24 protein-coding genes are annotated in these 25,802 nt (G+C 34.5%); 11 read left to right on the top strand and 13 right to left on the bottom strand.

What is annotated here, in order from left to right:
* Window positions 1–6 precede the first annotated feature (6 nt).
* Together BM246_RS10810 and BM246_RS10805 are read left to right on the top strand one after the other, a co-directional pair.
* Complete coding sequence (locus tag BM246_RS10810) at window positions 7–1,059, top strand: DUF5074 domain-containing protein (RefSeq protein ID WP_074937836.1); 1,053 nt, start codon at window positions 7–9, stop codon at window positions 1,057–1,059.
* Window positions 1,060–1,183: 124 nt separating this feature from the next.
* Entirely contained in the window at window positions 1,184–2,152 is a 969-nt protein-coding gene (locus BM246_RS10805) for a T9SS type A sorting domain-containing protein (protein WP_074937834.1), read from the top strand.
* A gap of 57 nt (window positions 2,153–2,209) precedes the next feature.
* On the opposite strand, the gene BM246_RS10800 is transcribed toward BM246_RS10805, so the two are convergent.
* Together BM246_RS10800 and BM246_RS10795 are read right to left on the bottom strand one after the other, a co-directional pair.
* Entirely contained in the window at window positions 2,210–2,938 is a 729-nt protein-coding gene (locus BM246_RS10800) for a Dph6-related ATP pyrophosphatase (RefSeq protein WP_042505809.1), read from the bottom strand.
* Complete coding sequence (locus tag BM246_RS10795) at window positions 2,938–4,416, bottom strand: S41 family peptidase (RefSeq protein WP_074937832.1); 1,479 nt, start codon at window positions 4,414–4,416, stop codon at window positions 2,938–2,940. The genes BM246_RS10800 and BM246_RS10795 overlap by 1 nt, the downstream gene beginning before the upstream one ends.
* 367 nt (window positions 4,417–4,783) lie before the next feature.
* On the opposite strand from BM246_RS10795, the gene BM246_RS10790 reads away from it, so the two are divergent.
* From BM246_RS10790 to BM246_RS10775, 4 genes are all read left to right on the top strand, one after another.
* Entirely contained in the window at window positions 4,784–5,293 is a 510-nt protein-coding gene (locus BM246_RS10790) for an RNA polymerase sigma factor (protein ID WP_042495747.1), read from the top strand.
* Window positions 5,280–5,771, top strand: a complete 492-nt coding sequence (locus BM246_RS10785; RefSeq protein ID WP_042505807.1) for a hypothetical protein — start codon at window positions 5,280–5,282, stop codon at window positions 5,769–5,771. The genes BM246_RS10790 and BM246_RS10785 overlap by 14 nt, the downstream gene beginning before the upstream one ends.
* A gap of 43 nt (window positions 5,772–5,814) precedes the next feature.
* Window positions 5,815–6,375, top strand: a complete 561-nt coding sequence (locus BM246_RS10780) for a DUF4252 domain-containing protein (RefSeq protein WP_042495960.1) — start codon at window positions 5,815–5,817, stop codon at window positions 6,373–6,375.
* Window positions 6,376–6,447: 72 nt separating this feature from the next.
* A complete protein-coding gene (locus tag BM246_RS10775; RefSeq protein WP_074937830.1) occupies window positions 6,448–6,990 on the top strand; it encodes a DUF4252 domain-containing protein in 543 nt (180 codons plus the stop codon).
* Window positions 6,991–7,246: 256 nt separating this feature from the next.
* Here BM246_RS10775 and purB read toward each other — a convergent pair whose 3' ends face one another.
* The gene (gene purB, locus BM246_RS10770) at window positions 7,247–8,590 is read right to left on the bottom strand and encodes an adenylosuccinate lyase (RefSeq protein WP_074937828.1); all 1,344 of its coding nucleotides are present in this window, start codon (window positions 8,588–8,590) and stop codon (window positions 7,247–7,249) included.
* Window positions 8,591–8,679: 89 nt separating this feature from the next.
* Entirely contained in the window at window positions 8,680–9,246 is a 567-nt protein-coding gene (locus tag BM246_RS10765; RefSeq protein ID WP_042505805.1) for a hypothetical protein, read from the bottom strand.
* A 37-nt stretch (window positions 9,247–9,283) separates the two neighbouring features.
* On the opposite strand from BM246_RS10765, the gene BM246_RS10760 reads away from it, so the two are divergent.
* Both BM246_RS10760 and BM246_RS10755 read left to right on the top strand, forming a co-directional pair.
* The gene (locus BM246_RS10760; protein ID WP_042495740.1) at window positions 9,284–9,757 is read left to right on the top strand and encodes a heme-binding domain-containing protein; all 474 of its coding nucleotides are present in this window, start codon (window positions 9,284–9,286) and stop codon (window positions 9,755–9,757) included.
* A 75-nt stretch (window positions 9,758–9,832) separates the two neighbouring features.
* Window positions 9,833–11,068, top strand: coding sequence for a glycosyltransferase family 4 protein (locus BM246_RS10755; RefSeq protein WP_074937826.1), 1,236 nt, complete (start codon window positions 9,833–9,835; stop codon window positions 11,066–11,068).
* Here the strand turns inward: BM246_RS10755 and BM246_RS10750 are convergent.
* Together BM246_RS10750 and BM246_RS10745 are read right to left on the bottom strand one after the other, a co-directional pair.
* Window positions 11,065–11,511, bottom strand: a complete 447-nt coding sequence (locus BM246_RS10750) for a KTSC domain-containing protein (protein ID WP_042495738.1) — start codon at window positions 11,509–11,511, stop codon at window positions 11,065–11,067. The genes BM246_RS10755 and BM246_RS10750 overlap by 4 nt on opposite strands.
* A gap of 122 nt (window positions 11,512–11,633) precedes the next feature.
* A complete protein-coding gene (locus BM246_RS10745; RefSeq protein ID WP_074937823.1) occupies window positions 11,634–12,314 on the bottom strand; it encodes an SIR2 family NAD-dependent protein deacylase in 681 nt (226 codons plus the stop codon).
* A gap of 134 nt (window positions 12,315–12,448) precedes the next feature.
* Between BM246_RS10745 and BM246_RS10740 the strand changes: the two genes are divergently transcribed.
* A complete protein-coding gene (locus BM246_RS10740; protein ID WP_042495737.1) occupies window positions 12,449–13,105 on the top strand; it encodes a TrmH family RNA methyltransferase in 657 nt (218 codons plus the stop codon).
* On the opposite strand, the gene BM246_RS10735 is transcribed toward BM246_RS10740, so the two are convergent.
* A complete protein-coding gene (locus BM246_RS10735; RefSeq protein ID WP_074937820.1) occupies window positions 13,102–13,842 on the bottom strand; it encodes a carboxypeptidase-like regulatory domain-containing protein in 741 nt (246 codons plus the stop codon). The two genes, BM246_RS10740 and BM246_RS10735, sit on opposite strands and share 4 nt — an antisense overlap.
* Before the next feature lie 290 nt (window positions 13,843–14,132).
* Window positions 14,133–14,912, bottom strand: coding sequence for a carboxypeptidase-like regulatory domain-containing protein (locus BM246_RS10730; protein WP_042495732.1), 780 nt, complete (start codon window positions 14,910–14,912; stop codon window positions 14,133–14,135).
* Between the two features lie 193 nt (window positions 14,913–15,105).
* Between BM246_RS10730 and BM246_RS10725 the strand changes: the two genes are divergently transcribed.
* Complete coding sequence (locus BM246_RS10725; RefSeq protein ID WP_139221882.1) at window positions 15,106–18,054, top strand: T9SS type B sorting domain-containing protein; 2,949 nt, start codon at window positions 15,106–15,108, stop codon at window positions 18,052–18,054.
* 77 nt (window positions 18,055–18,131) lie between these two features.
* Here the strand turns inward: BM246_RS10725 and BM246_RS10720 are convergent, their stop codons facing one another.
* From BM246_RS10720 to BM246_RS10705, 4 genes are all read right to left on the bottom strand, one after another.
* Window positions 18,132–19,958, bottom strand: coding sequence for a DEAD/DEAH box helicase (locus BM246_RS10720; protein ID WP_074937816.1), 1,827 nt, complete (start codon window positions 19,956–19,958; stop codon window positions 18,132–18,134).
* Window positions 19,959–20,632: 674 nt separating this feature from the next.
* Window positions 20,633–21,430 (bottom strand): hypothetical protein, encoded by a 798-nt coding sequence (locus BM246_RS10715; protein WP_074937814.1) that lies wholly within the window; start codon window positions 21,428–21,430, stop codon window positions 20,633–20,635.
* Window positions 21,431–21,458: 28 nt separating this feature from the next.
* On the bottom strand, window positions 21,459–22,691 hold the full coding sequence (locus BM246_RS10710) for a M48 family metallopeptidase (protein ID WP_074937812.1): 1,233 nt from the start codon (window positions 22,689–22,691) through the stop codon (window positions 21,459–21,461).
* Between the two features lie 66 nt (window positions 22,692–22,757).
* Window positions 22,758–23,552 (bottom strand): TrmH family RNA methyltransferase, encoded by a 795-nt coding sequence (locus BM246_RS10705; protein ID WP_074937810.1) that lies wholly within the window; start codon window positions 23,550–23,552, stop codon window positions 22,758–22,760.
* Window positions 23,553–23,632: 80 nt separating this feature from the next.
* On the opposite strand from BM246_RS10705, the gene BM246_RS10700 reads away from it, so the two are divergent.
* Window positions 23,633–24,433: a DUF6503 family protein gene (locus BM246_RS10700; protein ID WP_074937808.1), complete on the top strand. Its 801-nt coding sequence runs from the start codon at window positions 23,633–23,635 to the stop codon at window positions 24,431–24,433.
* 65 nt (window positions 24,434–24,498) lie between these two features.
* Here BM246_RS10700 and BM246_RS10695 read toward each other — a convergent pair whose 3' ends face one another.
* The gene (locus BM246_RS10695) at window positions 24,499–25,800 is read right to left on the bottom strand and encodes an amidohydrolase family protein (protein WP_074937806.1); all 1,302 of its coding nucleotides are present in this window, start codon (window positions 25,798–25,800) and stop codon (window positions 24,499–24,501) included.
* Between the last annotated feature and the right edge of the window lie 2 nt (window positions 25,801–25,802).

Raw genomic sequence — 25,802 nt, 5'->3', positions numbered from 1 at the left:
TCAAAAATGAAGAAAATTATTTTATCACTTTTATCAGTATCACTTTTTGTCTTTTCATGTTCTAATGACGATGATGGCGATGTGCAATTACCATTAGGCGACTATGATAATGGTATTTTAGTTAGTTCGGAAGGCGGACCAGCATCTGTATCTTATATTTCAGATGATTACATGACTGTAGAGAATGAAATTTATTACAATGTAAATTCAGAAAATTTAGGCGTGTATTTACAATCTATTGGTTTTAACGGCGATTTAGCTTATATCATTTCTGATAACGCTAACACAATTACTGTAGTAAATAGATATACATTTTTAAAACAAGCTGAAATTTCAACAGGTTTACTAACTCCAAGATACATTACTTTTTTAAACGGTAAAGGGTATGTAACAAACTGGGGAGACGGTACGGATACTACAGATGATTTTATTGCTGAAATCGATTTAACTACAAACACTGTAACAAGTACTATTGCAATAGGTGAAGGTCCAGAAAGAATTTTGGCTAAAGGCGATAATTTATATGTATCGCACAAAGGAGGTTATAATATTAATAACATTATTTCTGTAATTGATACTACAGATGATAGTATTGAAACTATAATAGTTAATGATGCTCCAGATGAAATAGCTTTTGATTCTAACGGAAACTTAGTTGTTTTATGTAGTGGTGATACCAGATCTTGGGTAGCTGATTATGTAGAAACAGCGGCCTCTATTACAAGAATTAATACAACTACAAATACTGTTATTGAAACTCTTGAGTTTGCAGCAGGTTTACACCCAAGCCAAATGGCACATGATGATGACGAGGTTTATTATTCTATGAGTAATAAAATATACGAGTTGGATGATGATGAGTCAACTTTACCAACAACATCTATTTTGGAAATTGCTGATATTTATCTTTACGGACTATCTGTTGATGATGATAAAATTTATGTAACAAACGCAAGTTTTACAGCACAAAGTGAGTTGTTAATTTACGATTTAGATAGCGCTACTTTACTTGAGACTTTTAATGTTGGTCTTGGTGCATCGAAAATTTACTTTAACTAAAATCTAAACTTTTACAAGTCCTGATGCATCCTAATGTATCAGAGCACTTTTAGAAAAACAACAATAACATATTAAGAACAGTTGCACTTTGTGACTGTTTTTTTTACACCTAATTTAAAAAATCATGAAGCAAAATTCCCTCAATTTATTACTTTTTGTACTATTTAGTTTATCTGTTAATGCGCAATCTTACGCACCAAAAGCAGGTGCTGATGGCTCAACAGCTATTCATCGCGATTCTGAAGATCTAGTAGCTTGGGCTACAGGTGCAGAAGTGGTTCGCGGACCTCAAAATATTGCAAACCCAACAGGGCCGTTGGCAACTGTTGGAGAGGCAGATAATGCCATTGGAAAGTCTAATGGTGTGATAGTGAGTCTTGGTGATGGAGGAACTGCGGTTTTAACTTTTGAAAACCCTATAGTTAATAATGTGGGGTTCGATTTTGCTATTTTTGAAAATAGCTTTAGTGATACATTTTTAGAATTAGCTTTTGTTGAAGTGAGTTCTGATGGTGCTAACTTTTTTAGATTTCCATCGCATAGTCAAACCCAAACAGATACTCAAGTTGGAGGTTTTGGAAGCATAGACCCAACTTACATTAACAATTTGGCAGGAAAATATAGAGCGAGTTACGGCACTCCTTTCGATTTAGATGATATTACAGATAATGCTTTATTGAACAAAAATGCCATTACTCATGTAAAGCTTATTGATGTTATTGGCACTATTGATCCTGCGTATGCATCATACGATAGTTATGGAAATATAGTTAACGATCCTTACGCGACACCTTTTTCTTCTTCTGGTTTCGATTTAGATGCTATTGGTGTGTTAAAGCAAGTTACGCTAGGCTTAAATGATAAAACAAGAACAAATGCTTTAGGATTGTATCCGAACCCTGCAACGTCTCAATTATACGTTTCTAAATCTGGAACTGTTACTATTTATTCGGTTACTGGTAAATTAGTACTTAAGCAATTGGTGAGTAATAAAGCAACGCCTATAAGTGTTGCTCGATTAAATTCTGGTGTATATATTGTGAAGTTAACCACAACGGAAGGTGTACTTACACAGAAATTAATAAAGAACTAAATAGAATACGTATTGTATTTTTATAAAAAGAAATGCCACCTGTTATGGTGGCATTTTTTATGTTGTTAGGTTTGGTACTAAATCACAATACCAAACGCCATATTTATCTGCAGAACAGACTGTGTTGTTATCGGTTTTAGGTATATCATATTCGCGATATACTTTTTCGCCTATAGTGAAAGGTATCGGGTTTTCAAAAATAGGGCCGTCGAAACAAAAAGTATGGAATTCCCCATTTTCCCCGCAAGGATCAACACCTTCTGGTAGATTAGCTATAAAATTTTCATCTATAATTGTACCTACAAAATCGGCATCGAAATATTTAGAATTAGCACAAACTATAATAGTTTTAAAACCTAAATTTAAAAACTCGGTAAGGAGTGTTTTAGTATCTTTTTTCCAAATAGGAAATACTGTTTTAATGTTGTGCTTGGCTAAATTGTTTTCTCTATAAGTACGCAAATCTTCTAAGAAAATATCACCAAAAGCACTGTGTGTAAAACCATCGGCTTTGAGTTGCGATACGGTTTTAAGCATAACATCCTCATAAATTTCCATGCTAGGCATTTCGGGAAGCTCTATAAGGCTCGCTTTAATGTTTAAGGCTTTGGTTTGGGCTAATAGTAAATCTGTTCTAAGCCCATGCATAGATACTCTATTGTAGTGGCTGTTTACGGTTGTTACTAACTGCTCTATAGAATAATCTTGATTTTGTTGTAAATAATAAAGAGCTAAGGCAGAATCTTTGCCCGAGCTCCAATTAAAATACGTTTTATGTTTTTGCATTAACGAGAAATAAAATCGCTATTAATATACATTTCGTTTTCGAATTTGTTACCTGTTAAAGGTGTTTTTAAAAGTTTAAAATCGCCTTGTTTGGTAACAGTACTTCGTCCGCTAATACCTCTAATATCATCTAAAGCCGTTTTTAAAATCGCTTCGTTTTCGTCACCAAATGGTAAGGTAACATTCCAATAATCAGATTCTTTAATTTCAGCTAGGTTAGGTATAAAACCATCAGCATAATCACTGTCTCCATTTTTATTATAAATTTGAAATACAATAGGTTGTAGAGCGTTTAAATGCGAAGAGTTTGCTGTGCTTTGATTTAAGTAATCAGAGGAAGGAGAATCGTATAAAGTAATAGATCCTACGTTTTTTCCATAAGTTGTAGTACCAATAAGTTTTACTGGCATGTATGGAGCTAGTCCATTAATAATCATTTCACTAGCCGATGCTGTGTTACCGGAAGTTAAAATATAGACTTGGTTTAAAGTGCTCAGACGGTTAATGGTTTGTGTACCGGTTCTTTCACTATCGCTGTTGTATACGTTTAAAGTGTTTGCAAAGTTGTAATAATCGTTTTCGTCTTGTTGTTTGCTGTTAAAAATTAACTCAGCAAAACGTTCTGTATTGGCGTTAGCATAAATCATACTAGCTAGGTAAACAGATGTTTCTACAGATCCGCCACCGTTAAGTCTTAAATCTAATACCAATTCGCTAATGTTTTGGTCTTTAAAAAAGCCAAAGGCGTCGTTTAACTCGTCGTTGTATGATGATCTAAAGGCGTTATACACTAAATAACCAACTTTTTTCCCATCGATATCTGAAAAGACTTTGGTTAAATACACCGGGTTTTCTGAGATTACAGCAGATGTAATAGTTTTATCTTCTATAGCTGTTAAAGTACCAGCATTTTCCGAAACGAAAGATAAAGTAACATCATCTTGATATAGACCATTTATGGCTGTATTGTATGTTGTAGTTGTTAGAACCGTACCGTTAATAGCGTTTATAATATCGCCACGATTAATATTGGCTGCGCTAGCAGGAGAGTCGTCGGCTACGTGGCGTACATATATAATAACATCGCCTTCGGTATTTATTTGAACACCTTGAAAGCGTAAACCAAAAGATTTACTAATACCTTGAAAGGCTTGTTCTTGTTCGATATAATCTTCTATAAACCAAGAAAAACGATCGACTACATCGGTTTGGTAAATAAGACTGTTAAATAAGTTTTCTGGAGAAGAATATTGATTTAAATAGGCTTGGTAAGTGCTATTATCATCAGCTTTAGAGTCGGCTAAATCAGGTACAAGGTCTTGCCAGTTGTACCAAGAGTTCATGGCTTTCCATACAAAGTCGTTTATTTCTTCGGTTTTCTCGGTTTCTGAGACAATAATATCGTCTTCATCTTTAAAGCAACTTGTTACTGCTAAGGATATTAAGGTAATAAGGAAAAGGTTTTTTATATTTTTCATGTTAATTTTTTTAGTAGAGCACGATATTTAAAACTCTAAATTTAGGTACATTATTGTGTAATAAAAAATATTGTTATAGTTTAAAAATCAAACATTATGCCGCGTTTAACGATATTGTTTTTAGTTTAGACTGTTTTTGGAGGCAGACCTTACGTAAGGGATAGCAGTGGAAAGCCCACAGTAAGCCCGATGAGAATCGGGATTACGAGGACTTGGAGCGTATAGCCCGACCCTTTGTAGCTTTTGCGGAAAAGGGATACGCCCAAATTATTTTAAAGTTTTTTTTTATTTGATGTAACAAATGAGAAATGTAGTCGTCGTAACTTAAATAGCCGTAACCAAGCTGTTTTAATAAAACCAATTCAAAATGACTCAAACGGAGTTTTTAAATGTTGTAATGCCTTTTAAGGATAAAGTGTTTCGGTTAGCGAAACGCTTACTAGTTTCGACGGAAGAAGCCGAAGATGCGACCCAAGAGGTTTTAATTAAGTTGTGGAACAATAAGAAAAAGATTGCTGAGTATAAAAACGTGGAGGCTTTTTCGATGACGATGACTAAGAATTTTTGTTTCGATAAGTTGAAATCGAAACAGGCGCAGAATCTTAAAATTGTTCATACAAATTACGAGGATAAACAAACGGCTTTACAAAAGCAAGTTGAATTAAATGATAGCGTTAACTGGGTGTCGAAAATTATTGAAGATTTACCCGAGTTGCAGAAAACAATAATTCAGCTACGAGATATAGAAGAGTACGATTTAGATGAGATTTCGAAAATGTTGGATATGAATAATACAGCAGTACGCGTAAACTTATCGAGAGCAAGAAAAGCAATAAGAGAAAAACTGACTAATACACATAATTATGGTATTAAATAATATAGAAAATTTACTAGAAAAATACGAGAATGGCGAAACAAGCCTAAAGGAAGAGCAGCTGTTAAAAAACTATTTTGCAGGAGACAATGTTGCACCCCATTTAGAAATGTATAAACCCATGTTTGGCTATTTTTTGGTAAGCAAGCAGGAGCAATTTAATAAGGATATCCCTTTTGAAACAGAAACTAAGGCAACCAAGCGTAATTTTAATTACAAATGGCTTTCGGTAGCTGCAGTAGCGGTTTTAATGATTGGGTTTTACTTTGGAAGTGGTTCGTTAAACAATGATGACCTAGGAACTTATGAAGATCCGGAAGTGGCTTTAATGGAATTAACAAAATCGTTAGAAATGATTTCGCAAAATTTTAATAAAGGTGTGTCTACAGTAAATTATTTAGACGAATTGGAAAAAGGTAAAGCAACCCTTGGATATCTAAACGAAATTGATAATGCTACAGGATTAATTTTTAAAAACTAATTGAGAAAAAATGAACAATTCAAATAAATTAAAATCAAATACAATGAGAAATAGATTAATAGTATTCGTAATGGCCGTGATGTTATTGCCCTTAACAGGTATGGCGCAAAAAGATGTTTTTGAGAAATATAGTGACAACTCGGATGTGACGTATGTATCAATAAAACCAAAAATGTTTCAAATGATTGCCAAAATGGGAATTAATGTGGAAGATGAAGAAGCTAAGGCTTATATGGATATGGTAAAAAGCATTACAAGTTTTAAAACCATGATTACCGATAATAAGGTAATAGCAGCAGATCTTGCTAAATGGGTAAAATCGCGCTCTAGTGCTTTAGAAGAATTAATGGAAGTGAAAGACGATGGTACTAACGTGAATTTTTACGTAAAAGAAGGTAAGGATGCCGACCACGTTAAGGAGCTTTTAATTTTTGTAAACGGCGTTGATAAGTTTATGGAAGAAGGTATTGAAGTAGGAGGAAAGGAACGTAAAATTGAAACTGTTGTTGTATCGCTAACGGGTGATATTGACTTAAATGAAATTTCTAAACTTACCGATAAAATGAATATTCCAGGAGGAAAGCATTTAGATAAGAACAAATAGTTTAATACTGTTTAACAGCTATTTTAATTAAATATAAAAATAATTTCATCAATCAAATTAATACCATCAATTATGAAACGAGCCATTAATCACTTGTTATTAGGTCTTTTTGCTACAGTTATGTTAGTTAGCTGTAGCAGCGGGCCAACTTTACAAACTTATTTTGTAGACCACCAAGAGGCGCCAAATTTTATTTCGCAAGATTTACCAATTTCTATGTTGAAAGTAGATAAATCTAGTTTTACCGAAGAGCAAAATGAAGCTTTTAACTCTGTAACCCGTTTAAACTTTATTGGCTATAAGGCTAATGAAAGTAATACAGAAGATATAAAAGTAGAAATAGCTGCGGTTAAAAAAATTCTAAAGGATGAGAAATACAACGAACTTATTGAGTTTAGTGATAAAGGCAATAAGATTGCTGTAAAATATATAGGCACTGATGATGAGGCAGATGAGATTATTATTTTCGGAAGCTCTAAAGAATATGGTTTTGGTGTTGTACGTGTTTTAGGTAGCGACATGAATCCATCAAAAATGGGAACTCTGGTTGGCGCATTAAAAGGTGCCAATTTTGATAAAGACCAACTTAAAGATATTCAAAACTTTTTTAAATGATTTAACTCGTAATTATTACAGTTAAATGTTAATGTAAAAAGGGACACTTTTGCCGAAGTGTCCCTTTTTTTTATGAGTGTATTTTAACTATTTTAAATTCTGTTTGGTATAAATAATATTATACAAAATGGTTAAAAATAAAACAGATATTACGGTTAAAACAATATAATTATCGAGAACCTGTAAAACACCCGTGCAAAAAATAACCGCTACAAGAACGCCACAGAGTATTAAAGAAGTTTTATCATCAAACATATTATATACCAGTATAGTTGCTAGGTGTAATTTGTTTTAATTCGGTTTTAATAGTGTCCGAAACGTCTAAAGTATCAATGAAATTAGAAATAGAAGCTTGGTTTATTTTGTCATTAGTTCGGGTTAAACCTTTTAACGCTTCATAAGGATTTGGGTATGCTTCACGACGTAATATCGTTTGGATAGCCTCGGCAACAACTGCCCAGTTGTTTTCTAAATCTTGAGCAAATTTATCTTCATTTAAAAGTAATTTGTCTAAACCTTTTACGGTAGATTTAAAAGCAATTAAGGTATGTCCGAAAGGCACCCCAACATTACGTAAAACCGTACTATCTGTTAAATCACGTTGTAATCTTGAAACTGGTAATTTAGCCGAAAGATGCTCAAAAATAGCATTTGCAATTCCTAAGTTTCCTTCAGAGTTTTCAAAATCGATAGGGTTTACTTTATGCGGCATAGCAGAACTTCCTACTTCACCTGCTTTAATTTTTTGTTTAAAATAATCTGTAGAAACGTAAGTCCAGATATCGCGATCTAAATCTAAGATAATGGTGTTTATACGCTTTAAGGTATCAAACAAAGCCGCCATATGGTCGTAATGCTCAATTTGTGTTGTAGGGAACGAGTGGTGTAACCCTAATTTTTCCTGAACAAATGTGCTTCCAAAAGCTTTCCAATCAATATTTGGGTAAGCGACGTGGTGTGCATTAAAATTACCCGTTGCACCACCAAATTTGGCTGCGCTTGGTATATCATTCAATAAATTAAATTGCTCTTGTAAACGTACAACAAACACTTCAATTTCTTTACCTAAACGAGTAGGAGAAGCTGGTTGCCCGTGCGTTCTTGCTAACATTGGTATGTGTGCCCAATCTTTAGATAATGTTTTTAGTTTTTCTAAAACCACAAAATATTCAGGTACATAAACATCGTTCATCGCTTCCTTAATACTTAAAGGAATTGCTGTGTTGTTTATATCTTGAGAGGTTAACCCAAAATGGATAAACTCTTTGTATGCAGAAAGGTTTAAAGCATCAAATTTTTCTTTTATATAATATTCAACCGCTTTAACATCGTGGTTGGTTACACTTTCAATTTTTTTGATGGCAAGTGCATCTTCCGAAGAAAAATTCTTGTAAATACCTCTTAAATCATCAAAAACAGCTTTGTCAACAGATTCTAATTGAGGTAAAGGAATTTCGCAAAGTGCAATGAAATATTCAATTTCTACTAAAACACGATATTTAATGAGAGCTTCTTCCGAAAAATAAGGTGCTAATTCATTTACTTTACTTCTATAACGACCATCGATTGGTGATATGGCGTTTAATGCTGATAATGACATAGTTTATTTGATTTTTTTGAAGCTGTAAAGATAGTTTTTTTCGTTGGAAGTCCGAAGTCGGATGCTTGAAGATTTAACGGTTTTTAAATTTATTTTTTCTTCATTTTTTTTAGAATAATTCGTGCTCGTGCTTTAAATGCAGCACTTTGAGTAGGATAATCGCGATCTAAAATTATTTTTAATTCTGAATGAATCCAATCAAAATCTTTTCCAAATAAAAACAGCGCAACCATGCTATAGGCTTTAGCGGCAACTTTTTCATCATTAATCATATAATCAAAACAGGTTTCAATAATACGTTCTTGTTGTGTTTTTGTTAAAGTTGTTTTTATCAGGTTATCTTCTTTTGAATAATAATGCTGTGCTAAAATTTGACATATTTTTGCCACAGGGCGCACTGCAGGATCTAAATGCACTTTGTTTATACCTTGGGTAAAAGGTTCTAAATAAGGCGCTATAGTAGCGGTGTTTTCGGTACACATAAACTCTAAAACCCAAGCTGCTCTTGGCGATAGTTTATCGTCTACCATAAAAAGAAGATCCAGTAACTTCGGGATTAATGCGGGATTATTAATCACCATTTTAGAATAAAACAAGCGCTTTTCTCTAGAATGGTTCACGTAATTTAATTCGTTGTACAGTTGCTCGGTAGTCAAATGGATTGCTTATTTTTATGCTTTAAATTTAATTAAAATGAAGATAGTAAAAAAAGTATTGTTGTTTTTATTAGTGGCCTTTGTGATCGGTCAATTTTTTGGTCCAGACAAAAATGAAGGTGATTTAGCTTCGGTAGATGCTTTTTTAGCTGAAACAAATCCGCCAGAAGATGTAAAACTCATTTTAAAAGAAACCTGTTACGATTGCCATAGTGATGTTACCCGATATCCTTGGTACAATAATATAACTCCCGTTAACTTTTGGTTAGCCCACCATGTAGAAGAAGGTAAAGAAGAACTTAATTTTTCTAATTGGGTTGGTAATTCAGTAAAAAGAAAAGACCATAAGTTTGAAGAAATTATAGAAATGGTAGAGGAGAAGGAAATGCCTTTAGAATCTTACACTATTACACATTCTGAAGCTAAACTTAGCGATGCGCAAATACAAGCTGTTGTAGATTGGGCGCAGTTGGTGCGTATTAAATACGGAATGGAAGCCAAGCCTGAGTAGGTTTAGTCACAGTCATATTATCGGTTGCATTAGAATAGGAGAGCAGTTATTACGGTTTAATATCATATAATTTAAGTGAATAAAAAAGTATTAATTATCGGATTTGTTTGGCCAGAGCCTAAAAGTTCTGCTGCAGGTAGCCGAATGATGCAGTTAATTGAAACCTTTAAAAGTCAAGATTACAACATCACGTTTGCGAGTCCGTGTGCAAAAAGCGATAATGCTTTTAATTTAGAAAGTATAGGTGTTTTACAAACGGCTATCGAATTGAATAATTCTAGTTTCGATATGTTTATAAAAGATTTTAACCCAGATTTTGTGCTTTTCGATCGTTTTATGATGGAAGAACAATTTGGCTGGCGTGTTACCGAAAACTGCCCAAATGCTATAAAGATTTTAGATACTGAAGATTTACATAGTTTACGTAAAGGCCGCCATCAGGCATTTAAAGATAATATTTTGTTCGATAAAAGCTATTTGTTTAACGATACAGCAAAACGAGAAATAGCAAGTATTCACCGTTGCGATTTAACCTTAATTATTTCGGAAGCGGAAATGGATATTTTAAAAAACGACTTTAAAGTAGATGAGGAGTTGTTACTTTATTTACCGTTTATGTTAGAGCCAATTTCTGAGGATGCCATTACTAAGCTTCCTAAGTTTGAAACCAGACAGGATTTTATAACCATTGGTAATTTTCTGCATGAACCTAATTATAATGCAGTACTTTATCTAAAAGATACTATTTGGCCATTAATTAAAAAACAATTACCGCAAGCGGAATTACATATCTATGGTGCTTATGCATCTCAAAAAGTAACACAGTTAAACAACGAGAAGCAAGGTTTTATAATAAAAGGTTTTGCCGAAGATGTGCATACGGTTATGCAAGAGGCTAAAGTGTGTTTGGCGCCAATTCGGTTTGGTGCAGGTTTAAAAGGTAAATTAATAGATGCCATGCAAAATGGTACACCTATGGTAACGTCTACTATTGGAGCAGAAGGTATGTTTGGCGATTTTGAACCTAATGGGTTTATTGAAGATGATGCCAATAGTTTTGCGAACCAAGCCATCGCATTATGCCAAAACGAAGTGCTTTGGAGTAAAATGCAGAAGAACGGATTTGCTATAATAAACAATCGATTCAATTCGCAAAAACATAAAAAGATGTTCTTATCGCGAATTGAATCGATTGTAGATGATTTAAATATACATCGACAAAATAATTTTATGGGTCAAATGCTACATCATCATAGCATGCAGAGCACCAAATTTATGAGCCGATGGATTGAAGAGAAGAATAAAGCCTAAGCTTCTACTTCACTTTTCTTAATTTTTCTGTAGGTAAATGAGTTAAAGATGTTTCGTTTACCAAAACGTGTTTGTTTATCAGATTGTGAAAATTTGATATACAATGCTTTGTTTACACCAAAGAACTCATAAGTATTTCCGTCTAAAAAAGTAACTTCTAGAAGTAACCCTTTATGTTGCCAATCCATTATAGGTGTAGCAATAGTCGCATTAAATTCATCTAAATTAGCTGCTTTTGTTTCAGGAGCAATACTAACTAAAAAGTGGTAAGCGTCAATAATTTGTCTGCTTTTTAATTCAGCTTCAATAGCTTTTTCATCTCCAGCCTGAAATTTATCAGGGTGCCATTCTTTTACTAAGTTTCTGTAAGAAGATTTTAGAGCTTTTAAACTCATATCTTGTTCGGCACCAAATAATTTCTTGTATTCATTAATACGTTTCATAAATCGTAATTCTAAATTTTGCGCGAAGATAGTCTTTTATATCAGTTTGCGAATTTGTAACGGAACTATTTCTTATATAAATTGCTGAAACGATGATTAATGAAGTAAAAATCCGATGAAAATCAAGGCTGTTTTAATATGTTGGTCAATTTTAAAACACCAACGGTAGCTGGTTCTGCAATTACAGTAATGTTTTTAGAGCTCACCATATTGGGTTTCGGGTCTATAAAATAGGTGTCGGTGTTTTCTGGAGTATAATGCATTAAGCTAGCCGCAGGATACACTTGCATAGAAGTACCAATAATAATTAGAACATCGGCAGTTTCACAAATTTTAATGGCTTTATCCATCATCGGGACATCTTCGCCAAACCATACAATATGCGGACGCATTTGATAACCTTGCTTGCATAAATCACCGAGGTTGAGGTCGGTTTTCCATGTTTTTATATCGGTTTCATCAAAGGTGCTTCTCGCTTTCAGTAATTCGCCGTGTAAATGGGTTACGTCTGTACTGCCGGCGCGTTCGTGCAAATCGTCTACATTTTGGGTAATAATGTTTACCTTAAAATCTTTTTCAAGCTCTGCTAACCCAATGTGTGCTTTATTAGGCGTTACGGTATTTAGCTGTGCACGGCGTTGGTTGTAAAAGTTTAAAACCAATTCTGGGTTTGCTGCAAACCCTTGTGGAGTGGCAACTTCCATAACATCATGACCTTCCCATAAACCATCGGCATCGCGAAATGTTTTAATACCACTTTCTGCGCTAATGCCTGCTCCTGATAATACAACAATATGTTTCATACGGTTAAAAATATAAATTTAAAATGAATTGAGAACGGCTTCCGTTTTAATTTAAAGACGATCACTTTCTTTTAATTCTAAAATCTTCTCTACCTGTGAGTTCGTGATTTAAAATACTTTTATATTTTTGACGCATGATCGATATAAAACTCTTAGAGCATTTGGAAACCTTCCTTACGCCATCACGAAAGGAAAAGTTCACCAAAGTTTTAGCACAGCGCACCAAACATTTTACGGTAGCTACAGAAGATGTTTACCAACTGCATAATACTAGTGCGGTAATGCGTACTTGTGATGTTTTTGGAATACAAGAACTTAATATTGTAGAAGAACGAAACTCTAAAGATATTGATAGGGAAATAGCGATGGGCGCTCAAAAATGGGTCGATTTAAATCGTTACAACCATGTAAAAGATTGTATTATCGATCTAAAAGCTAAAGGCTACCAAATTGTTGCTACTACGCCACATGCTAACGATTGCGATATTAAGGATTTTGATGTTACTAAAAAATCTTGTTTTTTCTTCGGAAGAGAGACGGAAGGTTTATCTCAAGCAGTTTTAGATGAGGCAGATTGCTATTTAAAAATACCTATGGTTGGATTTACCGAGAGTTTGAACATATCGGTTTCTGCAGCTATTATTCTGCAACAAGCTACTTCTAAACTTAGAGCGTCTAATTTAGAATGGCATTTAACCGAAAATGAAATTTTACAAAAACGCTTAGATTGGTGCACTAAAACCATTAAAAGTCACGAGAAAATTACCGAACGTTTTTATGAAACGAATTAATCGGTTTCGGTCGTTTTTAATAGTTCTCTAAAATCGCGGCTGCAGTTAAGCAGTTTATCTAGTAGCATAAATTCATTTTTCTCTAAAAGTAATTCACTGTTTACATATTGTTCTTCGCAATAGTCAAAGAACAAAGGCGCATAGCCTTCGGGTATTTCTAATTGATTTGCTAATAATTCTGCATTGAAAAATTTGTGTGTTGCAAATAGAGAGTCGAATGTTTTATGATTTATTGTTGTTATTTCTACAGGTTTCTTTTTTTTAAGCTTTAGTAACTTACCTATTAGTTTAGAAACTTGAACAAAATCTATTCCAGATTTAGGCATATTTTTGTACCAAGTTTCTGTATTGTTTTTTAAGTCGTATGCTAACACAGCTCCTAAATCACTGTTGGTTTCAAACGTTTTTAAATCGTTTTGCTTATCGGCGAGCAACACTTCTGGTAGTTGGTTTACTTGTTTTTTTAATTCAATAACCAATTCGTTTTCCACATGAAAGGTGTCAACTTTTAGAGTTTTAGTAGCATGAAAAAGCGAACTAATGGTAATAGTATCATTTAGTGCTGCTGGTAAATTGAAACTTCCGTTTGCATCGGAATATGCTGTGGTGTTTTTTGTTTTATTGAAAATTTTAGCACCTTTTACCGTAGATTCCGAGTCGTAGATTTTTCCTGTAATATTTTGAGAAATCATGGTTGCAGGTAATAAAAAGAAAAGTAGTGTTTTTCTATACGGCATGATTTATTTTGATGGTTGAATATCAAATTAAATCAATTATTGTTTAGTCTATTGTGTCTTTAAGTTTTTTTAAAGTGTTAATTAGTAAAGTTTTAACTAATTATTGCTTTGAAGCTAAATTTGGCAGATGGGTGCGTTAGGGATTGATGCGGCATCCTTTTTGCAAAGGTTAATCACATTAAGTTTTGTTGAAACTGGTGTTTAAAAAAAGTAAGTAGTTTTAAATACAGACAAGTGTTTGCAAAAAGATATAGCGGAAAGCCCGACCCTTGTGGTAACGCCCAAATAGTTTATATTTTACGTGTTCTACCGCGACTTAATAGCTTGTACTCTTCATAGCATTCGCTTATGGCATCTAGAATTTGTAGATCGTTTGCCTTTTGTATAAATCCTTTTGAGTAGTTACATTGGCTTACAATTTCGTCTAAATCTACGCGGTCTACTTGTAGTAAAACGGTAAGCATTTCACGATCGAATTTACTTGCTAAAAGGTTTCTAATTTCGTCGTCTTCTTTCATCTTTTTAAGCTTTTTAAGCTCGTTCGGTTTTTTACCAAACATACGATGTAGAAAATCGGCTGGGTTAAAAATAGAGCCAATAACTTTAGTTAATCCAGATTTTTTATCGGCCTCGTAACCAGAACCTTCTATACCAGAAATACTGTAACGGTAATTACTGTTTACGGCAGGTACTTGTTTTATATCAACTTCTAAAAAACCTGTTAATTTTAGTTGGCTTACCACAACTTCTTCTAAGGCAAGCGCAAGTTCGGTAAGGTTTATGTTGGAGCTTCCAAATTTTAACCAGTCGTTAGTAACACGTACTTTAATAGATTTAAAACCTAAATATGAAAAGTGCAAGGTATCGTTAGCTTTAGCTGTAATTGCAAATTCTCCTTTGTCGTTTGTTGTGGTTCCTTTTACTTGGTTAAGGTTTACAATATTAACGCCTTCTAGTGGAGTGGATGTCGATGCATTAAGAACTACACCAATAGCTTTTTCGGCATCTTGGGCGTGAGTTTGCCCAACCAATAAAGCAAAAGTAAAAAGGAGTAATACATATTTTCTCATCAACAAATTTTTTATAAAAGTACTAAACTATTAAATATAACCATATATTTTAATATAATTTAACTTTGAAAGGCTTGAGTTATGCCTATTTAACGAAGATTATGGCTTTTTTATGAAAATTTAAAAGTTTTTTGTTAAGAATATTATTACAGATGCTTATTTTTGAAGGAAATTAATAAATCCTTCCAAAACGTTGAATTTTAATTGCAAATTTAAGTTTGCTAACTGCTTAAAATACATAGCTTTATTGTGCTTTTTTGTGGTCTTGTTTTTTCCGGGTTTTTCTAATGCGCAAGACCAAGCTGCTAACTGGTATTTTGGTTTTAATGCGGGCGTTAATTTTAATGATGGTGGGGTAAATTCTCTTACAGACGGAGCGCTTTCTACTAACGAAGGATGTTCGGTAATTTCCAATAAAAAAGGCGAACTTTTATTTTATACTAACGGTGTTAATGTTTGGGATAGAAACCATAATATTATGCCAAATGGTAATGGTTTAAATGGGCATCCGTCGAGTACGCAATCGGCTGTTATTGTGCCTAAGCCAAATTCTGATACAATTTACTATATTTTTACAATTATAGATTTTTTTAAAGCCGAAGGCCTACAATACTCAGAAGTCGATATGAGTTTAAATGGCGGTAATGGCGCTGTAACATCTCAAAAAAATGTGTTTTTAGTAGCTCCTGGCACTGAGAAAATATCGGCAGTACAGCATAGTAACGGTGTAGATTATTGGGTTACTGCGCATCTTTGGGATAGTAGTAGTTTTGCAACATTTAAAATTACAGCAACCGGTGTAGAAGCTACTCCAGTAATATCAGATGTTGGAAGCTATCACGGTGGAGCGGGTTTTAATGTTATTGGCTGTATGAAGTTTTCGCCTAACGGAAAAAAATTAGCAGTTGCTAAATGGAGTACCAATAGTTTTGTAGAATTATTCGATTTTAATAAAGAAACTGGCGTGGTGTCTAATCCTGTTTTAATCGATAATTTTTTTGGAGCAGATTATTTAGATGGTGCTTACGGTTTAGAGTTTTCTACAAATAGCCAATACCTTTACGTTAGCGATTTAAATCAGCAATATTACACCTCAGAATTGCATCAATTAGATTTGAGTGTGTTTACGCCAAGCGCCATAAAAGCATCCAATGTGGTTCTCGCTAAAGAACGACGCTTAATTGCGGGTTTGCAATTAGGACCAGATGGTAAAATATATGTGTCTAATACATTCTCGTCTTATTTAAGTGTTATAGAAGCGCCTAATAATAAAGGCCTGAGCAGCGATTACCAATATAGAACAATAAACCTTAGTGGGCGCAGCGCTATTTTTGGTTTGCCCTCTTTTATTCAGTCGTTTTTTGTTGGTAAAATAGAAGTTGAAAACACCTGTTTTAATGATGCCGTAGCGTTTGATTTAATAACGAGCGAATCTATAGATTCTGTGTTATGGGAGTTTGGAGATGGCACAACATCGACTTTAATAAAACCCGAGCATACTTATGCAGCGGTAGGCGATTATTTGGTTAAGGCTATTTTTAAATCTGGAAGTTGCACCTATAGTGTGGCTAAAAATTTCACAATTTACGATATGCCAATAGCGAACGCCGTAACCGATTATGTATTTTGTGAAGATATTGGAAATGATGGTTTTGAAACTTTCGATTTAAGTAGTAAAACCGCCGATATTATGGGGGCACAAAGTACAACACTTTTTGAGGTAAGTTATTTTGAAAGCTTTGAAGATGCAACAGATGGTGTTAATATGCTGAATAGTATGTACACCAATACGAGTAACGCTCAAGATATTTATTATAAAATTAGCAATACCTTAAGTTCCGATTGTTACGATATATCGAGTTTTAAATTAATAATAGAAACAGAAACAGCGGGAACTCCTATCGATCTTGTTTTGTGTGATGATGTTTCTAACGATGGTGTTGAAACGCTTAGTTTATCTCAGTTTGATGATGAGGTTTTAAACGATGCACCTCCAACCGAATACAAAGTAACGTATTACGAATCGCAAGCGGAAGCCGATGCAGGTGGTCCAGGCTTGAATACCAGTATTTTTACAACATTTAGCAGCAACCAAGGACTTTTTGCACGTTTAGAAAATAAAGCAACAGACTGTTTTTCAACATCGAGCTTTAATGTTATTATCAACGACACGCCAACGGCCTATGTGGCGGAAGATTTATTTATTTGTGACGATGGCTCTAATGGCGGTAAAGCCTTTTTTAATCTAGGCGATCAAACGGCAACTATTTTAAACGGTCAAGCCGGAAATGTTACTTACCATAAATCTCAAACTGAAGCCGAAACTAAATCTAATATATTACCAGAAAACTACGAGAACCAAAGTGCTACAGAAGAAATTTTTGCGCGCGTAGAACTTTCGTCTAATACAGAATGTTATGCACTTACATCATTTTTTATTCGAGTAAGTAGCCAACCGATTATTGATATCGATGAGGTTTGGTATTTATGCCCAGGTGAAAGTGTGCAAGTCTATGTGAGTTCTATGCACGACGAATATCTTTGGAACACCGGAGAAACAAGCTCTGGTATTATGGTCGATCAAGCTGGCGATTATACCATTACAGTCTTTAATATAGGTAACTCTAGATGTAGCATAACTAAGACTGTTAGGGTAGTAGATGCTAGTTTGCCACTCGCGGTACATATTGAAATTAACGATTGGACGACAAACAGCAACTCTGTAATTATTACAACCGAGGGCGCTGGTGCGTTTAAATACTCTATAGATGGTAATATATACACAAGCAGTAATATCTTCGATAATCTAGATGCTGGCGATTATACGGTATATGTTACTAGCGAGAGCGACTGCATGGTATATTCCGAAGATATCTATCTACTGAATTATCCAAAGTACTTTACGCCAAATAACGACGGCTACCACGATTACTGGAAAATAGAATTCGCAGAAACCGAACCCGATTTAGAAGTTCATATTTTCGATCGTTATGGTAAATTAATTATTCAGTTAAATCCGCACTCAAAAGGGTGGGATGGAACCTTTAATGGGCGCATGCTGGCCACATCCGATTATTGGTTTGTAGTAAACCGGCCAAGTAAAAATCGCCAATACCACGGACACTTTACATTAAAACGCTAAAATTTAAGCATAAAAAAAAAGCTGACCAAAAGTAAATTTACTTTCAGTCAGCTTTTTATATATTATAAAACTAAGTTCTATCTTCTAGAACGTCTAGCTCCAGCAAATTTTCCGCCACCAGAATCAGAGTCCGAACGTCTAGAGCTTCCTCCACCTTCGTTACTTCTACGTCTGTCGCTTCTGCTTCCAGAACCACCTTTTCTATCATCGCTGCGTCTTCCGCCACCACGTTTATCGTCGCGTCTTCCGCCTCCGCCACGTCTATCGTTGCGTCTTCCGCCACCACGATTTTCCGAAACTTCAACATTTACAAAACGTCCTTCATGTTTAAAGTCTGTAAAGAAAGCTAAAACTTTATCTTTAGTTTCATTTTCAGTATTAAAGAAAGAGAAACTCTCTTTAACTTCCACTTTAAATACATCATCTCTACCAAGTTGTAATTGGTCTTTTAAGAAATCTTTCAATTTCATCCAATCAAAACCATCTTTCTCACCAACATTAATAAAGTATCTAGTAGAGTTAGAGTTTCCTCCAAAATCACGACCACCTTCGCGTCCGCCCTCTCTATCTCTAGAGCCTTCTGCAACGTTTAAGTTTTTAGATTTTTGGTAATAGTTATAGAAACGTGTAAATTCTACAGAGAAAAATTTCTTAATTAATTCCTCTTTGCTAGTTTCTTCAAACATTTCATTAATACTAGTAAGGTATTTATCAATTTCATGATTAACCTCAGTATTATGTATTTTATTTGCTAAAGACATTAACTGCACTTCGCAAATTTCCATACCATCTGGCACTTCTTTTTTCTCGAACTCACGTTTAATAATGCGTTCAATACTTTTTATTTTTCGAACTTCACTTTTCGAAACAATAACCATAGAAATACCGTTTTTACCAGCACGTCCGGTACGACCAGAACGGTGTGTATACGTTTCAATTTCGTCAGGTAATTGGTAGTTTATTACGTGTGTAATATCATCAACATCAATACCACGAGCCGCAACATCTGTTGCAACAAGCATTTGTATTTGGTTTTTTCTAAACGATTGCATAACCAAATCACGTTGGTTCTGGCTTAAATCGCCGTGTAATGCACCAGCGCTGTAACCATCTTCAATTAAGTTTTCGGCTACTTTTTGCGTATCACGTTTTGTTCTACAAAATACTACAGAAAAGATATCTGGGTTAGCATCTGCTAAGCGTTTTAAAGCTTGGTAACGGTCTCTAGAGTTTACTAAATAATACTCGTGAGTTACATTACTTGTACTTTCATTTTTATTTCCAACCGTAATTTCTTGTGGGTTGTCCATAAATTTTTTCGCAATTCTAGCTACTTCTCTAGGCATCGTTGCAGAAAATAACCATGTGTTTTTGTCTTCTGGAGTATGCGATAAAATATCGGTAATATCCTCTTTAAAACCCATGTTTAACATCTCATCGGCTTCATCTAAAACCGAATATTGAATTTTAGAAATATCAACCAATCTACGGCTAATCATATCTTTCATTCTACCTGGTGTAGCTACAATAATCTGTGCACCACGTTTTACCTCACGAGCTTGGTCTGTAATGCTAGATCCACCATAAATGGCAACCACATTTAAACCTTTACAATACTTACCGTATTGTTTCATTTCGTTGGTAATCTGTAAACAAAGTTCACGTGTTGGGCTTAAAATTAAACCTTGCGTTGTGCGGCTGTTTACATCTATTTTAGCTAACATTGGAAAACCAAATGCCGCTGTTTTTCCTGTTCCGGTTTGGGCAAGTGCCACTAAATCGGTTTCAGAATTTAATAAAATTGGGATTGCTTTTTCTTGAACTTCACTAGGCTTTTCAAATCCTAAATCGGTAATTGCATGCAATAGGTCGTCATTAAGACCTAATTCTTGGAATGTGCTCATTCTTGTATAAGTATTCGATTTTGTTATGTGGTGTTACATAAGAAAGCGAATCGACATACTTAACCTTAAACTTCCAGTAACACATCCTCTCTCTGAGGAATATAAACTCGATTTTTCCCGAGTTTCAAGCTGCAAAGGTAATCAATTTTTTGGATATTCAATTTTTTGGGCGTTTTAACACGCTTTCCGCTATATCTTTTTAAAAATTTAGAGCTTTCCGTATGGTAGTGTTTATCTAGAATGTTTGTAGAAATAACAAAGTTTTTGGCTGCTTAAATTTTTAAAAAGGATGCCGCTGCAATCGTTAACGCGGGGTTGGGCTGGGGGTGAGGTTTAGGCATTATGTTTTTTTTATTTTGGAGCGATTGTATATTTATTTTTGTTACGAAAAATGAAGTCATTGGAGTATTTATTTAGCAAAATCAACCTAATAGAAACATTAGAAGTGTTTTTTTAATTATTGATATGCTGTAAAAGTTTGGGGTACGCGTAATGCATGAAGGCGTCAGCTTATGTGGTGTAAAATGCTTAAAACCGTTTTTGGAAAGCTTCTTTAAGATAATAAAAGGTTCGGTTTTATAGGTGGTTTTAGTGTAATCACCACCTATAAATCCAAATTACCATAATTGTTTTTTTATTGATAAATAGAAGTTTATCAATAAGGTTTGGATAAATTAGTTACTCTTTCTGCTTGTTAATACAATTACAAGCCAGCCTAAACCAAGAGCAAGAAATACTACACCAAAAGGATCATCGAGTCCGCGCATCGCAAATCGTGCAAAACCAAGAATCGACATCACTAAAGCGCCTTTCCAACTACCAAAAAATCCTGGTTTTTCAATGGCTTCGGTTTTGTCTATTCTTTCTGTCTCTGCTTCATTAACTATAAAATCGGTGCAATATGTATCAAAACTTGGTTTAGCATTATTTAAACTACAAATTAACCCAGTTTTAGAGTCAAAAGCTTTATTTACACATCTTTTACAAAGGCTCAATCTATCATCAATGGTGTTGTATGTTTTGGTTTTTAAAGCATTAACATCGGTAGGCGTGTAGCTGATTTTTTGAATGGCATTGTATTTCCCTAATATTTTTTTTCTTAAATAAAAAGCATTAATAGCTAAGTAAATTGTGAAAATTTGCAGTGCATAACTTATAATGATTTGGAAATGCGCAAATAGGTCGGGACGTGTTATTAACTGAAAAGTTAATGTTACAACAGCAATAATATTAAGTGTAATAAAAATATATAATGCATACTCAAGAGGTCTTAAGTATTTTTTTATAGCTTTTGCTGTGATAGACTTATTTAAGATGTTTATAAAACTAAAGAATATAAAAAGTTTAATGAAAGTTAATGCGTTACCAATTAGGTTAGGGGTAAATCCATATTGGTAGTTGGTTATTATACTTGCTACTACTGTAAGTATTATTACTGTTATCGATAGTAGGTAGGTGTTTTTCCAGTTCATGGGGTTTGTGTTTTTTAAGTTAAAATAATTATCGTCTTAAATTCCCAATGCGTTCCTGCAGCGTAGGATGCGAGTAATGCATAAAAACATAAGCGGGATGAGGTGTTAAATTGCTTAAGCTATTTTTAGAAAGCTTTTTTAAGGAGGTTATTAAAGGTTCGGCTTTGTAGGTGTTTTTGGCGTAATCGTCGGCTTGGTATTCAAACTTTCTAGAAAACCAATTCATGATTAATCCTGTAATTTCCGAAATAGGTGCGTAAAGCATCCCAAAGGCCACCAACCCAATATGGAAACTTGGTATTTGCACGCCTAAAGCTTCTGATAATAATGGGTTAGAAATAAAAAGGGATAATATAAATAGGGTAAAACCGGTGAGTAAAATAGAGGTTACCAAATTAAAAATGATGTGTTTCTTTTTGTAATGGCCAACCTCGTGAGCTAGCACAGCAACAATTTCATCTTCATCTAAATCGTTTATTAAAGTATCGTAAAGCGTTACACGTTTTTCGCTACCAAAACCAGAGAAATAAGCGTTGGCTTTTGTGCTGCGTTTAGAGCCATCTATAACAAATATTTTGTCAATTTTAAAACCTACTGTGTTCGCGTACTTCGAAATGCTATCGCGTAAACTACCGGCTTCTAATGGGGTTTGTTTGTTAAAAAGTGGTACAATAAGTTTGGAGTAAAACATATTGATAAACAAACTGAAAACAGCCACTAATCCCCAAGCATATAACCAAAAATTGTTTCCTGTAACTTGGTAAAACCAAATAATTATGGCTAAAATACCTCCGCCAACAATGGCCATCATGAGCCAGCCTTTTAGCTTATCTAAAAAGAAAGTGCTTTGTGTGGTTTTATTGAAGCCGAACTTTTCTTCAATTACAAATGTGCTGTAATAAGAGAATGGTGTGTTGAGTATATCGCTACCAATGGTAATAATACCGAAGAATATAAGTGCGATAATTATTGGGTTTTCGCTGTAGCTTCGTGCTATATTGTCAATGAATTCAAAACCATCAAACCATAAAAATCCTAAAGTAAGCATTACGGTAAAGGTCGATGTTAGTAAGCTAAATTTGTAATTGGTGGCTTTGTATTGCTGAGATTTTTTGTATTCTTCAGCATCGTAAACATCTTGCAAATCTTCTGGAAGCGCATCATTAAAGTGTTTCGCATTTAATGCATCTAAAACTTTCTCAATTATAAAATTGATGATTATTAGTGCAAAAATGATGTAGAAAAGCGTGTTTGCGGTCATGTTTGTTATGTTTCAACCTTAAAAAAGATTGTTGATTTGGAGGGACGTATTTTTGGTAATTTACAATTATTTAAAATTACGTTGGCGTTTGGCTTCAAAAATTAAGATACCTGCAGCTACAGAAACATTCATAGAATCGATTTCGCCTTGCATAGGTATAATGATATTTTGAGTGGAATTTACGCGCCATTGATCACTTAAACCTGTAGCTTCTGTGCCAACAACAAGGGCCGTAGCTTTTGTGAAATCTTGAGTGTGATAGTCTACCGAAGCTTGTAGTGCGGCACAGTAAATATTTATGTTATGCGCTTTTAGAAATTCTATAATTTCGGTAGTAGAACCCGTTGCTATAGTATTGGTAAACACACAGCCTACGCTAGAACGAATAATGTTTGGGTTGTATAAATCGCCTTTTGGGTTGGCTATTATTACGGCATCGGCATTGGCAGCATCGGCAGTACGTAAAATAGCGCCAATATTACCTGGCTTTTCTGGAGCTTCAGCAATTAAGATTAGCGGCGTTTGGGTGTCAAATTTTAAATCACTTATTAGGTGGCTTTTTGGTTTGGCAACGGCTAGAACACCTTCTGTAGTGCTTCGGTAAGCAAGTTTTTCGTAAACGTCTTTAGATATTTCAATAGTTGAATCCTGGCTTGTAGTTAACGCTTCTAGTTCGTTTTCCGAAAAGAGTCCCGGGTAGAATAAAACGGTGTCTAATACATAACCACCTTTTATGGCTAATTCTATTTCGCGAATGCCTTCAATTAGAAAAAGGCCTGATTTTTTACGTTCCCTAGACTTTTCTTTTAGTTGAACGAGTTGTTTTATGTATGCATTCTGGATGCTTGTAATTGCTTTCATCATAATATTTTACAAAAATAATTTATTTAATGTAATTTTGAGTGCTTATTTCCGACTTACGGACAAATTAAAAAACCACTATGAAACACACTTTTTTATTATTACTTGCTATTTCAATGTTTTCGTGTAAAAATGAAACAAAAAAAGATGCTGCAAAGCCAGAAATTATTTCTGAAACTACAGTAGAGGCTCCAACTAAAAAATACCCTGAAGCTTTAGTTAAAGTATTCGATGCGCATGGCGGATTGGACACATGGAATAAGATGCAATCTCTAGCATACACACAAGTGAAAGAAAGTGGCAATGTATCTACGATTACTAATTTAAAGAATAGAAACATTGTTGTAGATATGCCAGAGCATACTATTGGTGCTAATGATGAGGATGTTTGGTTAAATACTAAAGGAGAGAAAGCGTTTAAAGGAAACCCTCGTTTTTACTATAACTTAATGTTTTATTTCTATGCGATGCCTTTTGTTTTAGCTGATGATGGTATTATTTATGGTGATGCTGAGCCTTTAACTTTTGAAGGTGTTACGTATCCTGGGATAAAAATTTCTTACCAAAATGGTGTTGGTGAATCGTCGGGTGACGATTATGTGCTTTACTACAACCCAACAACCTACAAAATGGAATGGTTAGGTTATACAGTTACGTATTTCTCTAAAGAGAAAAGTAGCGAATTACATTTTAGACGCTATACAGCTTGGCAAAATGTGAATGGCTTAGATGTAGTAGAAGCGATGGTTGGCTATAAAGCTGAAGAGAATGTACCAACAGCTGCTGGTCGTGAAGATAAATTTATAAACGTAAAACTATCTACAGAAGCTCCTGATAGTAGCGTATTTAAAACTCCTGAAACCGCTAAGGTTGCTAAGTAAGTTTTAAATAACAATTGATATAAAATAAAAAAAGCAAGCTGAGAAGCTTGCTTTTTTTGTTGGTATTAATTGGATTGATATTTTTTGGAATAACGTTTCCATAATTCTGTTTGGTGCGTTTCTAGACTAATTAAGCGTCCGTCTATAAAAGCATGAGAAATTATGTTGGTACGCATATCTAAGGCGTCACCTTCACTTATAAATAAGGTGGCGCTCTTGCCAGTTTCTAAAGAACCATACTGCGCATCGATACCCAGTATTTTTGCTGGGTTTAATGTGATTAACTGTAGCGCTTGTGCTTTTGTTAATCCGTGAGCTACGGTTGTACCTGCGTAAAATGGTAGGTTTCTAGAATTCATACGTTCCATTTGTCCGTTGGCTTGTAAGGCTACTGTAATGCCGTTATCTACTAATAGCTTAGCCGATTTATATGGTAAATCGTAATCGTCATCAGTTTGGCTTGGTTGCGAGTGTATACGGTTTAAAACCACAGAGATGTTATTCGATTTTAAAATACCGGTTACTTTATAAGCTTCTGCTCCGCCAACAATAACCATGTTTGGAATGGCGTTTTTCTTTATAAAATTAACCGCATCAATAATGCCTTTTTCATCGTCTACATTAATGTAAAGTTTTTTAGAACCATTGAAAACACCTTCTAATGCCTTATAAGATAAGTTGGTGATAGAAGGGCTTGCTTTTAAATACGCTTTGGCATTATTAAAATAGTCTTCTATTTCTGTAATTTGGTTGCCGTATTCTTTATTCACTTTTAATGCAGGATCTTCGCCTAACCAGTAGCGTCCTCTTTTGAAGTTGCTCGGCCAGTTTATGTGAATTCCGTCGTCTGTTTTTACAGCAGCATCTTCCCAGTTCCAAGCGTCAAATTGCACTACAGATGATGTGCCAGAAATACGACCGCCTCGTGGCGTAATTTGCCCAAGTAAAACACCGTTTGGTCTCATAGATTCTACAACTTTAGATTCCGTATTATAAGCAATTATACTTCTAATGTTAGGGTTCCATGTTCCTATTTCAGAATCATCATCAGTGGCCTTTACAGCATCAATTTCAACTAAACCTAAAGTTGAATTCGGAATAATAAAACCAGGATAGACGTGTTTGCCTTTACCGTCGATAACATCACCAATACGAGCAATTTTCATATTAGCACTTCCTACGAAAGTGATTTTACCTTCATTAAACATAATAAGGGCGTTCTCAATAACTTCACCTGTACCTAAATGTGCCGTGGCACCTTCTATAGATATAGCTTTGCTTTGTTTGTCTGCTGGGGTTTGTTGGGCGTGTATGGATCCGAAAAATAGGAGGCAGGCACACGCTATATATAAATTGAAATATTTCATTT

This window comes from Algibacter lectus, from assembly GCF_900112395.1.
GTDB classification, from domain to species: domain Bacteria; phylum Bacteroidota; class Bacteroidia; order Flavobacteriales; family Flavobacteriaceae; genus Algibacter; species Algibacter lectus.
This window is presented reverse-complemented; position numbering and strand designations above follow the sequence as displayed.